Annotated in this window: 11 protein-coding genes; 9 read left to right on the top strand and 2 right to left on the bottom strand. The window is 66.8% G+C overall.

The genetic code is table 11. The features are described 5' to 3' along the window. Positions 1–158 precede the first annotated feature (158 nt). On the top strand, positions 159–1,208 hold the full coding sequence (locus WG901_RS07805; protein WP_339586443.1) for a sensor histidine kinase: 1,050 nt from the start codon (positions 159–161) through the stop codon (positions 1,206–1,208). 25 nt (positions 1,209–1,233) lie between these two features. Here WG901_RS07805 and WG901_RS07800 read toward each other — a convergent pair whose 3' ends face one another. Next, positions 1,234–3,024 carry a sensor domain-containing diguanylate cyclase gene (locus tag WG901_RS07800; protein WP_339586442.1) on the bottom strand — a complete coding sequence of 597 codons (1,791 nt, stop codon included), beginning with the start codon at positions 3,022–3,024 and terminating at the stop codon, positions 1,234–1,236. Positions 3,025–3,237: 213 nt separating this feature from the next. Between WG901_RS07800 and WG901_RS07795 the strand changes: the two genes are divergently transcribed. The 7 genes from WG901_RS07795 (at position 3,238) to WG901_RS07765 (ending at position 9,185) form a co-directional block, all read left to right on the top strand. Then, positions 3,238–4,218 carry an aldo/keto reductase gene (locus tag WG901_RS07795; protein WP_339586441.1) on the top strand — a complete coding sequence of 327 codons (981 nt, stop codon included), beginning with the start codon at positions 3,238–3,240 and terminating at the stop codon, positions 4,216–4,218. Continuing rightward, a complete protein-coding gene (locus tag WG901_RS07790) occupies positions 4,215–4,649 on the top strand; it encodes a hotdog fold thioesterase (protein ID WP_339586440.1) in 435 nt (144 codons plus the stop codon). The genes WG901_RS07795 and WG901_RS07790 overlap by 4 nt, the downstream gene beginning before the upstream one ends. After that, a complete protein-coding gene (locus tag WG901_RS07785; protein WP_339586439.1) occupies positions 4,646–4,789 on the top strand; it encodes a hypothetical protein in 144 nt (47 codons plus the stop codon). Before WG901_RS07790 ends, WG901_RS07785 begins: the two co-directional genes overlap by 4 nt. 137 nt (positions 4,790–4,926) lie before the next feature. Then, positions 4,927–6,018 carry an acyl-CoA dehydrogenase family protein gene (locus tag WG901_RS07780; protein WP_339586438.1) on the top strand — a complete coding sequence of 364 codons (1,092 nt, stop codon included), beginning with the start codon at positions 4,927–4,929 and terminating at the stop codon, positions 6,016–6,018. Further along, positions 6,015–7,223, top strand: coding sequence for an acyl-CoA dehydrogenase family protein (locus tag WG901_RS07775; protein ID WP_339586437.1), 1,209 nt, complete (start codon positions 6,015–6,017; stop codon positions 7,221–7,223). The genes WG901_RS07780 and WG901_RS07775 overlap by 4 nt, the downstream gene beginning before the upstream one ends. 45 nt (positions 7,224–7,268) lie before the next feature. Then, complete coding sequence (locus tag WG901_RS07770) at positions 7,269–8,249, top strand: NAD(P)H-dependent flavin oxidoreductase (RefSeq protein WP_339586436.1); 981 nt, start codon at positions 7,269–7,271, stop codon at positions 8,247–8,249. A 150-nt stretch (positions 8,250–8,399) separates the two neighbouring features. After that, positions 8,400–9,185, top strand: a complete 786-nt coding sequence (locus tag WG901_RS07765) for an enoyl-CoA hydratase-related protein (RefSeq protein WP_339586435.1) — start codon at positions 8,400–8,402, stop codon at positions 9,183–9,185. 191 nt (positions 9,186–9,376) lie between these two features. On the opposite strand, the gene WG901_RS07760 is transcribed toward WG901_RS07765, so the two are convergent. Then, positions 9,377–10,618, bottom strand: coding sequence for a CaiB/BaiF CoA transferase family protein (locus WG901_RS07760; protein WP_339586434.1), 1,242 nt, complete (start codon positions 10,616–10,618; stop codon positions 9,377–9,379). A gap of 144 nt (positions 10,619–10,762) precedes the next feature. On the opposite strand from WG901_RS07760, the gene WG901_RS07755 reads away from it, so the two are divergent. Then, positions 10,763–12,898: a PQQ-dependent dehydrogenase, methanol/ethanol family gene (locus WG901_RS07755; RefSeq protein ID WP_339586433.1), complete on the top strand. Its 2,136-nt coding sequence runs from the start codon at positions 10,763–10,765 to the stop codon at positions 12,896–12,898. The last annotated feature ends 34 nt before the right edge of the window (positions 12,899–12,932 follow it).

Genomic DNA, 12,932 nt, shown 5'->3' with positions numbered 1-12,932 from the left:
AAGTTCCATAATTCCGCGATTCCTCCGAATTGGATGCGCGCCGGATCGACAAGCCTCGGTGGGGAGCGTATTTAAATTCAGGGTCTTAAGGGCCTGGCGCGTCGAAGGGATCCGACTGCCTGGAAAAGGGTCGCAATCTGTCCCCGCTTTTGCGGGCCTTGCTCGATAATCTCGAGGAGGGCTTCATGGTGCTCGACGCGGAGGACCGCGTCTGGCTGTGGAACGGCGTCTTCCCCGAAATGCTCGAACTGCCGCTCGAATTGTTGAGCGAAGGCGCACCGGTCATGCCGCTGATCCGGGCCCTGGCCGATCGCGGTGAATATGGCCCCGGCGATCCTGCAGCCCTGGCGGACGCCATCGCGGCAAACATCCGTTCGCGCCAGCCGGCCCGCGGCGAGCGCGAGATGGTCAATGGCCGTGTGGTGGAAGTGGCCTGGATTCCGTTCGAGGACGGCGCTTTCCTGTTTCGCCTGCGCGACGTCACGGCCGAACGTTCGGCCGCGCGGTTCAAGGACGAGCTGGTCACGACCGTCAGCCACGAGCTGCGCACCCCGCTGACGGCGATCGTCGGCGCGCTCGGCCTGCTTCAGGGCGGGCTCGGCGGGCCGATCGAGCCGCGGGGCGAGCATCTGATCGACGTCGCAGGCAAGAATGCCGATAGGCTTGCGCGTATCGTCAACGACCTGCTCGAAATCGACAAGCTCGAGGCGGGCATGTTCGAATTCCGCTTCGAGCCGATCGACGTGATCGCGATGTTGCGCGATTCGATCGAGCAGAACCAGATCTATGCGCAGAGCCGCGGAGTCGAGATCGATCTCGAAGTGCCCGAGGCCCCGATCACGGCGGAAGTCGATCGCGACCGGATGTTGCAGGTGATGGACAACCTCTTGTCGAACGCCGCGAAGTTCTCGCCCGAGGGCAGCCGCGTGCGCGTACGGCTGCGGCCTGGTGCCGAGGGCTTGCGGATCAGCGTCATCGATCGCGGTCCGGGGATATCCGAGGAGTTCCGGCAGCGGCTGTTTTCGCGCTTCGCCCAGGAATCGCGCGATGGTCATGCGGGAGCCGGATTGGGGCTTGCCATCTCGAAGGGGATCGTCAAGCGACACGGCGGCCGCATTCACGTCAACACGCGCGAGGGTGTCGGTACCATCTTCCACGTCGATCTGCCGTTCGATCAGGCGCCCGCGGACAAATTGCTGCTGACCTGAACGCGCGCGACTGCGCGGAGCCGGCCTAGGCGGCGAGCGCCAGGCGATTGCGGCCTTCGGACTTCGCCCGATAAAGCGCGGCATCGGCCTCGGCCAGGAGCAGCGCCATGTCGATACCCTCGCGATAGACCGCGATGCCGCCGCTGACGGTTACGCGGAACCCGCGGCCATCAATGGATTGTCGTTCGAACTGCGCGAAGCCGACGCGCAGCCGCTCGCAGACCTCGTGCGCAGCCTGGGCCGAGGTCCCGTCGAGGATCGCGACGAATTCCTCGCCGCCGAAGCGCGCGATGACATCGTTCCGGCGCAATGTGCCCTGCAGGTGTTCGGCGAAGGCCTTGATGACGAGATCGCCGGTTTCATGGCCGTAAGTGTCGTTGATCGCCTTGAAGTGATCGAGGTCGAACATGACGACCGTGAACGGCGTGGCCGGGGCGCCGTCGGCGAACCGTTCGGCCAGGGCGGCGTCGAAGCCGCGGCGGTTGAACACGCCCGTCAGCGGATCGGTCTGCGCCTCGCGGACCAGCGCGCTTTCGGCGTCCTTGCGCGCCGAGACGCCATGGATGATGCTGACCACACCGGTCGCCTGGCCCATTCCGTCGACTGCGGCGCGGCTGTGGCCTTCGTACCAGGAATAGGAGCCGTCGGCGCTGCGCGCGCGGTATTCGACGATGAAGATGTCGTCGGGCCGCTGCAGCGCGAGCCGGTGAACGCGGATCGCTTCGTCCATGTCGGCGGGATGGATCAGCGAGTGCGGCATCTTGCCGGTCAGTTCGTCTGGCCCGTAACCGGCGATGATCTCGATCGCGGGCGAAATGTACTGCATCGTGCCGTCGACCGCGAAATAGATGATCACGTCGCCCGTGCGGTCGACCACCAGGCGCGCGACCGCCGAGGCCGCCTGGAGCTGGCCGTGGACGATCTTGCGGTGCTTGAGTTCGGCGGCGGCGGGCCAGGCGATCAGCACCGCGCAGGCCAGGTAGAATTGCAGGAACTGCGCGTGCATGCCGCTGCTTCCGGCGATCAGGTTGATCGGTCCGTAGCCATCGATCGTGCAGATCAGCGCGATCACCGTCAGCAGCGTGATCGTCAGGGCTGCACCCAGGCGGCCGATGCGGAACACCGCGATCATCATCGGCAGTATCGGCAGGAACAGCAGCGGCAGAACGTCCTGGCTGAATGACCCCAGGGTCACCAGGCCCATGACGAGGACGAGGAAGGTGGCCTCGATACGCTCGCGCGCATTGGCGCTGGCCGTCCAGTTGCGCACCTCGCCGCTCGAGGCGAGCAGGACCAGCGGGGTGAAGGCGATCGCGCCGAGGCCGTGACCGGTGAAATAGTCGAACCAGTTGCGCAGCATCGGCAGGCCGGTGACGGCGTTTGCGGTCAGGCCGGCGAAGAAGCCGGCGAGCGCGGGCATCAGAATGCCGGCCACGCCGAGGAATATGCCGATCTCGCGCAGCGACTCGAAGCGGTAGGAACGCGGCAGCAGTCGACGCAGAATCAGCGCGCCGCCGATCGCTTCGCCGAGGTTGATCAGCGCGAAAGGCAGGGCGGCCTTGGGGCCAAGGCCGAACATAATGGTAGCGATGACGCCCGCCACGCCGCAGGCGAGCGCCGGAATCAGCCATAGCCGTGTCGGACGGGTGACGAGGTAGGCGAGCAGCGGAGCCGTGGCGATCCAGATCAGCGCGACGCCGCCGTTGAAACGGGTGTAGCGCAAGGTCAGCGCCGCAAGCGCGAAATAGAGCGTGGCGAGCGCGAGCGCACTCAGCCAGTTCCGATTTCCTCTATCGCGACCATCTGCTTGTTCCACGCCTTCCAGAATACAAGGATCGTGGTTAACAACGCCATTATGACCCCCCTCGTATGCGACGAAACGAGCCGATCCCGCGCCGGCGGAATTCCCGCTTGTGCCAGCGGTTTAAGATTTTACAAGAATATCAGATCCTTGTCTCAAGTGTCTGAAAATCCGCAATCCGAAGGTTTCGCCGACCGTATTCCGGCGGCTCGATAGGACCCCGACTTCATGGACTATATCAACCTCGGAAAGACCGGCCTCAAGGTCTCGCGACTCTGTCTCGGCTGCATGAGTTTCGGCGATCCGTCGAAGGGCTGGCATCCGTGGATTCTCGACGAGGAGGCCAGCCGACCGATCCTGCGCCGGGCGGTCGAGGCGGGAATCAATTTCTTCGACACGGCCAATATCTATGCTGCCGGTTCGTCCGAGGAAGTGACCGGCCGCGCGCTCAAGGAGTTCGCCCGGCGCGACGAGATCGTCATCGCCACCAAGGCGCACGGCCGCTGGGGCAAAGGGCCGAACCAGTCTGGTCTTTCGCGCAAGGCGCTGTTCCAGGCGATCGATGACAGCCTGCGCCGGCTCGGCACCGACTATGTCGATCTCTACCAGATCCACCGTTGGGACGACGAGACGCCGATCGAGGAGACGCTCGAGGCGCTCAACGACATCGTCCGTGCGGGCAAGGCGCGCTATGTCGGCGCCTCGTCGATGTACGCCTGGCAGTTCCTCAAGGCGCTGAACATTTCGGAGCGCCGCGGCTGGGCACGCTTCGTGTCGATGCAGAACCACGTCAATCTGATCTACCGCGAGGAAGAGCGCGAGATGCTGCCGCTCTGCCGAGATCAGGGTATCGGCGTGATTCCGTGGAGCCCGCTGGCGCGCGGTGTCCTCACGCGTCCCTGGGGTGGGGATACGGCGCGTGCGCAGACCGACAAGATCCAGCACAACCTTTACAGCAAGACCGAGGAGAGCGACCGGGCGGTCGTCGCCGCGGTCGGGCGCATCGCCGCGGCGCGCGGCGTGCCGATGGCGCAGATCGCGCTGGCCTGGGTGCTGGCGCAGCGCGGCGTCACTGCGCCGATCGTCGGCGTGTCGAAGATGCGGCATCTCGACGATGCGCTCGGCGCGCTCGATGTCGCGCTTTCGGCGGAGGAACTGGCAGAACTCTCGGCGCCTTATGTTCCGCATCCCGTTGCGGGCATCGCATGATCTGGTTCGGCGGAACGCGCCCTTCGGCCGAGCGGCTCGAGCATGTCCGCAGTCGCGGGCTCCACGCGCATCTCGGCATGGAAGTGGTCGATTGCGGCGACGACTGGCTGCGCATGCGCATGCCCGTCGACGAGCGGACGCACCAGCCGTTCGGGCGGCTTCACGGTGGCGCTTCGGTCGCTTTGGCCGAGACCGTTGCCTCGATCGCCGCAAACCTGTGCATCGACGGCGAGAAATGGGTCGCGGTCGGGCAGGAGATCAACGCCAACCACATTCGCCCGGCCTTCTCGGGCTGGGTCTACGCCACCGCGCGGCCCGAAGCGCTGGGCCGCAGCACCCACGTCTGGTCGATCCGCATCGAGGACGAGGCGGCCAAGCTCGTCTGCATTTCGCGCTTCACCGTTGCGGTGATCGCGAAAGAGCGCGGGTGACCGCGCACAAGCATCCGCAGGAGCCACGGCAACTGGGCGGCCAAGAACGAGTTGCCCTTGGCGAAATATCGTCAGTTCGGATGGCGCAGCACGACTTCGCCATCGGCAACGCGGTCGACTTCCTGCTTACCGGCGTCTGATCCGCCGTTCGGACGGCGATTGCGGCCCGGGAGCATGGCGGCATCGGCCACAGTCAGCCGCAGCCGCGCATCGCCTCCCTATCGCGCTTGATGCCGCGATCGGCTTACACTAGCCGCACAAGGGAGAGGGGCTCGGCATGTCGATAGTCTACGACGAGCAGCAACAGGCGATTGCACGCGAATCCCGCCGCGTGCTCGACGCGCGCGTGGACAAGGCGCGGCTGCTCGGCTTGCTGGAGCGGACGAGCGAGTGGGACCGGACGTTCTGGGATACCGCGATCGAACAGGGTTGGACCGCACTCGCCGTGCCCGAGGCGCAGGGTGGGTTGGGGCTTGGCCTGATCGAACTCGGCCTCGTCGCCCAGGCCAGCGGCGCGGCGACCGCAGGGGCGCCGTTCCTCACCAGCAATTACGGGGCGATCCGCGCCTTGGCCGGCCGCGACGGCGAGGCGGCCTCGCACTGGCTGCCCAAACTCGCGAGCGGGGAAGCGCTGGCTGCGATCGCCTCCGCCGAGGGCAATGCCGTGCTGCCGTCGCTCCCGACCGTGACCTTCGCCGATGGTCGGCTCAACGGCACCAAACCGGGGGTCACGGCCGGTCTCTCTGCTCATTTCGCCGTGGTCTGGGCCTCGCACGGCGGCGAGCCGGCCTTGGTCCTCGCCACGCTCGACGGCGTCGCGCGCCGGGCAGTCGACAGCTTCGACAACGCCCGCCTCTTCGCCGATCTCGATTTCGCCGATAGCCCCGCCTCCTTGCTCGCTACGGGTGACGCGGCACGCATTCTCGCGCTCGATATTCTCGCCCGCCAGGCCGTAGTCACCGCGCACGAACAGGTCGGCGGCGCCGAGGCGCTGCTGTTCATCGCGCGCGACTATGCCAACGAACGCAAGGCCTTCGGCCAGCCGATCGGCGCGTTCCAGTCGGTCAAGCACCGCTTGGCCGAGCTCTACGGCCTCGTCGAGATCGCCCGCGCCAACGCAATCCATGCCGCGTCTATCGAGGGGCAGCCGGGCTTCCTCGCCGCCGCCGCCGCCGCGCGACTGACCGCGACCGAGGCTTACGACACGGCCGCGCGCGATGCCGTCCAGGTCCACGGCGGCATCGGCACGACCTGGGAAAGCGGGCTCCACCTCCACATGCGCCGCGCGCGGAGCCTGGCGATCGAGCAGGGCAACATGCTGTTCTGGGAAGACATTCTCGTCGACGAACTTGCGGGAGCCAGCGCATGAGCGAGATCGAGACATTTCGGCAAAAGGCCCGCGCCTGGCTGGAGTCGGTCGCCCCGGCCTTCGGCAAGGACGCGCTCAAGGGCCTGTCCGAAGCCGAGCATCTGGCCGCGGGCCGCGCCTACCAGGCCGCCAAGTTCGCAGCGGGTTTCGCCGGCATCCACTGGGATCCCGAACTCGGCGGGCAGGGGCTGACGCCGCTGCACAAGGTGGTGTTCGAGCAGGAGGAAATGGGCTTCGGCATGCCGATCGCCTATTTCGGCGTCTCGCTCGGCATCTCGGTCCCCGTCGTGCTCCGCTTTGCGCAGGATCGCGCCTGGGCGCGGGAACGCGCGATTGCCGCGCTGCGCGGCGACGAGATCTGGTGCCAGCTGTTCTCCGAACCGTCGGGCGGCTCGGACCTCGCCGGCCTCCGAACCAAGGTCGAGACCGAAGGAAACGGCTGGAAGCTCAACGGCCAGAAGCTCTGGACGACCTTCGCCCAGCATTCGGACTACGGCGTCATCATCGCGCGCAACGATCCCAAGGCGCTCAAGCACAAGGGGCTCACCTTCTTCTGGCTCGACATGAAGGCGCCCGGCGTCGAGGTCCGCCCGATCAAGCTCGCCGCGGCGGGGCACGACCACGTCAACGAGGTGTTCTTCGACGACGTCCGGCTCGACGACGGCCAGCGGCTGAGCCCGGTCGGCGGCGGCTTCGCGACGGCCATGGCGACCCTGATGATCGAGCGCTACTCGGCCTCCGATCCCGCCGGTTTCGGCCCGACCACGGCGACCTTCGTCGACCTGGCGAAAAGCAGCGAGATCAACGGGCGCCCGGCGATCGCGGATGGCCGCATCCGCTCGGCCATCGCGCGCAGCCACGCGATGCGCGCGGGGCTCGAAGCGATCACCACGCGGGCGATGCGGATGATGGCCGCGGGCATGGAGCCTGGGCCCGAGGGCGCGCTCAACAAGCTCGTGTCGGTGCGCAGCCGACAGAAGCTGTCCGAGCTGGCGATCGACCTCATGGGCCAGCTCGGGCTAGCCTGGGACCCGCTCGCGAGCAGCAAGGACGACTGGGTCGCCTCGTGGCTCGCCGCGCCCACCGGGCGCATCGCGGGCGGCGCCGACGAAATGCTGCTCAACACGATTGCCGAAAAGATTCTGGGCTTGCCGCAGGACCACCGTCCGGACAAAGGCGTGCCATTCGACCAAATACCGGCCTGAGCCGAACCCGCCAGATACCAGCCTAATTTCAGGAGACGAGACGCAATGGCCTTCAAGACGCGCATCACCGAAATGCTCGGTATCGAACATCCGATCGTCCAGGGTGGCATGCAGGGCGTCGGTCTCGCCGAGCTGGCGAGCGCGGTGTCGAATGCCGGCGGCCTCGGCACCCTGACCGCGCTGACCCAGCCGAGCCCCAAGGCGCTCAGCGAGGAGATCGAGCGCTGCAAGTCGATGACCTCGAAGCCCTTCGCGGTGAACATCACCGTCCTGCCGACGATCCTGCCGCCCGACTACAAGGGCTATGCCCAGGCGGCGATCGACGCCGGCATCAAGATCATCGAGACCGCGGGCACGCAGGAAGTGCGCGAGATCTGGGAAATGGTGAAGCCGCACGGCATCACCGTCCTGCACAAGTGCACCGCCGTACGCCACGCGCTCTCGGCCGAGCGTGCGGGTTGCGACATCATCTCGATCGACGGCTTCGAATGCGCGGGTCACCCGGGCGAGGACGACATCCCCGGCCTGATCCTGATCCCGTCGGCCGCCGACAAGGTGAAGATCCCGATGCTCGCCTCGGGCGGCATCGGCGACGGCCGCGGTCTGGTCGCCGCGCTGGCGCTGGGCGCCGAGGGCATCAACATGGGCACGCGCTTCTGCGCGACCAAGGAAGCGCCGATCCACGACAACATCAAGGCGCTCTACGTCCAGAACGACGAGCGCGGCACCAACCTGATCTTCCGCAAGTTCAAGAACACCGCGCGCGTCGGCAAGAACTCGGTATCGGACAAGGTGGTCGAGATCTCGGCCAACCCCGACGCGGTGTTCGAGGACATCAAGCCCTACGTCGCCGGCGCGGTCGGCCGCGAGATGCTGCAGAGCGGCAACGTCGACCAGGGCATTTTCTGGGCCGGCATGGTCCAGGGCCTGATCCACGACATTCCCTCGTGCCAGGACCTGATCGACCGCATCATCGGCGATGCCGAGGCGATCGTGAAGCAGCGCTTCGGCGGCATGGTGGGTTAACACTCACCGCTTGCCTTCATCGTCATCCTGAACTTGTTTCAGGATCCATCGCGCCTCCCGGCAAAGTTCGTGCGGGATGAGAAATGGACCCTGAAACAAGTTCAGGGTGACGGCTGAGGGGATGGGTGAGGTGAAGGAAGGTTCCAGGAAATGACCTACGAGAAAGTCCTCTATTCGCTGAACGACGACGGCGTCGCACGGATCTCGATGAACGATCCGGCCACGCGCAACGCCGGTTCGGCGCAGATGGGTGAGGAACTGGTCGACGCGTTCAACCGTGCCGCCTTCGAAAGCCGCGCCGTGCTGTTCACCGGCGAGGGCAAGGGCTTCAATTCGGGCGCCAACCTGGCCGATGCCGAGGCTGTGCTCGACGATCCCATGCGCGACGTCGGCCATCTGCTCGACCGCTACTACAACCCGATCATCACCCGCATGAAGGCGATGGAGCAGCCGATCGTCACCGCCGTGCGCGGCGCGGCGGCGGGCGTGGGCTGCGGCCTGGCCATGGCCGGCGACATGATCGTCTGCGGCGAGGGCGGCTTCTTCCTCCAGGCCTTCCGCCACGTCGGTCTGGTGCCCGACGGCGGTTCGTCCTGGCTGTTGACGCGTGCGGTCGGCCGCGTGCGGGCGATGGAGATGATGCTGCTGGGCGAGCGGCTCTACGGCGCGCAGGCGCTCGAATGGGGCCTGGTCAACCGCGTCGTCCCCGACGACGAGGTCGAGAGCGCGGGCCTGGCGCTGGCGACCCAGCTCGCCAAGGGGCCGCGCTCGCTCGGCATGATCAAGCGCATCGCCTGGGCTGCGGCCGATTGCAGTCTCGAACAGGCGCTGCAGAACGAACGCGCGGGTCAGCTCGCGGCGAGCCGGACCGAGGATTTCGTCGAGGGCGTGACGGCGTTTGCTGGTAAGCGCCAGCCCGAGTTCAAGGGTAACTGATCCGTATCCCTCCCCCTCGATGGGGGAGGGATACGGAAGCTTGGCAGCTTGCTGCCTAGCTGGAGTTGGGTAGGGGTGACGTCTCCGGCGAGCGCAGGGTTTGCGGCGCGCTCACCCCCATCCAGCTACGACTAGGGCGCAAGCGCCCAAGTCTTCGCATCCTTCCCCCATCAAGGGGGAAGGGGAGTAACTCAGACGATCTTCGCGTCTTTCAGCTCGGCGATGCGTTCGGCGCTGTAGCCGAGTTCGGCCAGGACCTCGTCAAGATGCTCGCCCAGCAGCGGCGGCGCGCGGCGGATCGCGGCGGGGCTCGCCGACATCTGCGCCAACGGGCTGGCGATCAGGTCGACCGAACCCGCCTTGGCATGGGCATGCGGCGTCGTCGCCTTGAGCCCGCGATGCTGGACCTGCGGGTCCTGCCAGACGTCGTCGAGCTCGTTGTACTTGGCGGCCGGAATGCCGACGCTGTCGAACTTGGCCAGCAGTTCGGTCACGGGGATCTTGCTCGACCACGCGTTGATGATGCGGATCAACTCGGCCTGGCCCGAGCGCGCGCGCTTGAAGTTGGAATCGAAGCGCTCGTCGGTGAACAGCTCGGGTTGGTCCATCAGCACGGTCAGGCGGCGATAGTGCTCGTCGGTGCCTGCGGTGAGATAGACGATGCCGTCGCTGGCGTGGAGCAGGTCGGCCGGGCCGCCGCCGTTGCCGCCGTTGCCCAGGCGCGGCGGCGCAACGCCGCTGATCAGGTAGTCCTGCATGATGTGGCTGACCATGGCCACCGAGGTGTCGAGCAGGGCGATGTCGATGTACTGGCCCTCGCCGGTGCGCTCGCGGTACATCAGCGCGCCGAGGATCGCGAGCGCGGTGTTGTGGCCCGTGATGAAGTCGACGAGGCTGGGTCCGGCCTTGAGCGGCCCCGCGCCGGGATGGCCGTCGGGCAGGCCGGTGACAGCCATCATGCCGCCCTGCGCCTGGAACAGGCCGTCGTAGCCGGGGAGCGCGGCGCTTGGGCCGGTCTGGCCGAAGCCGGTGACCGAGCAGTAGATCAGCCGCGGGTTGATCGCCTTCAGCGTCTCGTAGTCGAGCCCGAAGCGCTTGAGATCGCCGACCTTGTAGTTCTCGATCAGCACGTCGGCGGTCTCGACGAGCTTCTTGATGATCTCCTGCCCCTCGGGCTTCGAGTGGTTCAGGGTGATCGAGCGCTTGTTGCGGTTCGACACGGTGAAGAAGCTCGACTGGCGGGTTTCCAGGCCGTCCTTGCCCTCGACCCAGGCCGTGCCGTAGCCGCGGCCGTCGTCGCCGACGCCGGGGCGTTCGATCTTGATCACATCGGCGCCCAGGTCACCGAGGATCTGGGCTCCGACCGGCGCCGCGAAGACGCGGCTCATGTCGATTACGCGGATGCCGTCGAGGGCGCTGGGTTTGATGCTCATGTCAGCCTGTAAGCATCCAATCCGGCGAGGGGCAAGGGGCTACCATACGCCATGGCGATCAACAGCGTTGGTTATTTCGTCGCGGTGCCATTGCCAGCGCTACCAAAGTGACGATAGTCGCGCGGCAGGACAGGGAGAGAACGCATGATCGCTCGAAGCCGGCTGCCGTTGCTGGGCATGCTTGCCGTCGCGGCACTGGCACTGGGCAGTTTCGACGGTTTCGGGCTGGGCGGGGCGGCAGCGCCCGAAGCGCAATTGCTCGACGACAGCAGCGGCCGTGACTGGCCGGGTTATGGCCGGACCTATGGCCAGCAGCACTTCAGCCCGCTCGCCGCGATCGACCAGGCCAACGTCGGTACGCTCGGGCTCGCCTGGTCGATGGACCTGCCGCTCGGCAATGCCGCGACCCAGCCGATCGCAGTCGACGGCGTGGTCTACTTCGCCGCGGGACTTTCGGTGGTCTCGGCGGTCGACGCGGTCAGCGGCAAGCTGCTCTGGCAATACGATCCCGAGGTCGGCAAGGCCGCCGGGCTCAACCTGCGCGTCGGCTGGGGCGTGCGCGGGGTCGCGTACTGGCAGGGAAGGATCTACGTCGGCACCCAGGACGGCCGTCTGATCGCGATCGACGCCAAGACCGGCAAGCCCGCCTGGTCGCAACAGACCTTCGATCCCAAGATGGCCGCCTATATCAGCGGCGCGCCGCGCGTGCTCGGCGGGCGCGTGCTGATCGGCTACGGCGGTTCGAACGGGGTAAGCCGCGGCTATATCACCGCCTACGACGCGAAGACCGGCAAGCAGCTCTGGCGCTTCCACACGGTCCCCGGCGACCCGGCGAAGGGCTTCGAGAACGAGGCCATGGAAATGGCCGCGAAGACTTGGGGCGGCGAATGGTGGAAGTTCGGCGGCGGCGGCGACGTGTGGAATTCGATCGCTTACGATCCCGATCTCGATCTCGTCTATTTCGGCGTCGGCAGTCCTTATCCGTGGAACCACCGGCTGCGCAGCCAAGGCAAGGGCGACAACCTGTTCATCGACTCGATCGTCGCGGTCGACGGCAAGACGGGCAAGTATCGCTGGCACTACCAGACCGTCCCTGGCGACACCTGGGACTTCGACGCGACGATGGACATCGAACTCGCCGATCTCGAGATCGCCGGCAAACCGCGCAAGGTGCTGATGCAGGCGCCGAAGAACGGTTTTCTCTACGTCATCGACCGCACGAACGGAAAGCTGATCTCGGCCGAGCCCTACGTGCCCGTGACCTGGGCCTCGAAGATCGATCTCGCGACGGGGCGCCCGGTCGAGGTGCCCGGCGCGCGCTACGATCAGGGCAAGGCCGCGACGATCGCGCCGTCGCCGCTCGCTGCGCACAATTGGCTGCCGATGGCCTTCAGCCCGCAGACGCGGCTGGTCTACATCCCCGCCGTCGAGTTCGATGTCGACTATTCGGAGCCGGCGAAGGACTGGAAGCCGGCGACCGATCGCAACACCGATGCCGGCGCCAACATGATCGGCGGACCGCTGATCGGCCGCAAGCCGCCGGTCGGCGCGCTGATCGCCTGGAACCCGGTGACGCAGAAGCCCGTCTGGCGCGTCGATCATCCGACCTACGTCAACGGCGGCGTGCTGGCGACGGGCGGCGATCTCGTCTTCCAGGGCGCGATCGATGGGCTGTTCAAGGCTTATTCGGCGCGCGACGGCAAGGTGCTCTGGTCCTACGACACGCGCGCGCCGATGATCGCGCCGGCCATCACCTACGAGGCCAAGGGCACGCAGTACGTCACCGTGCTGACCGGCCTCGGCATGGCCTATCCCAAGAACATGGGCGCGCTCGACCCTGCCAATGCCGAACGCTACGGCCTCGATCCGCGCAGCCAGGCGCGGCGCGTGCTGACTTTCGCGATCGGCGGCAAGCAGGTCCTGCCACCGCGGGCGCCGGCTCCGCAGCCGCCGGCCGATCCGGGCTTCAAGCTCGATCAGGTGCGCTTCATGCCCGGGGCCATGGCCTATACGCGGCATTGCGGCGACTGCCACGGCAGCCTCGCTGTCGGTGCGATCCAGGCGCCCGACCTGCGCCGCTCGCCGCTGCCGCAGGACCGTGCGACTTTCGTCCAGATCGTCCGGGAAGGGGCGCTCGAAGCGCAGGGGATGCCCAGATTCGCCGAGCTGACCGACGCGCAGATCGACGACATCCGCTACTATCTGCGTGCCCGCGCCGCCGAACTGCGCGGCCAGGCGAAGGCGCCTAAGGATCCGGACGTCTCGCTGCATTTGAAATAGCCGCGACGAACGCCTAGGCAGCGCGCTGAACACG

This window comes from Novosphingobium anseongense (genome assembly GCF_037482895.1).
Classification (GTDB): domain Bacteria; phylum Pseudomonadota; class Alphaproteobacteria; order Sphingomonadales; family Sphingomonadaceae; genus Novosphingobium; species Novosphingobium anseongense.
The sequence above is the reverse complement of the archived record's forward strand: the minus strand, read 5'-3'. Positions and strand labels throughout refer to the sequence as shown.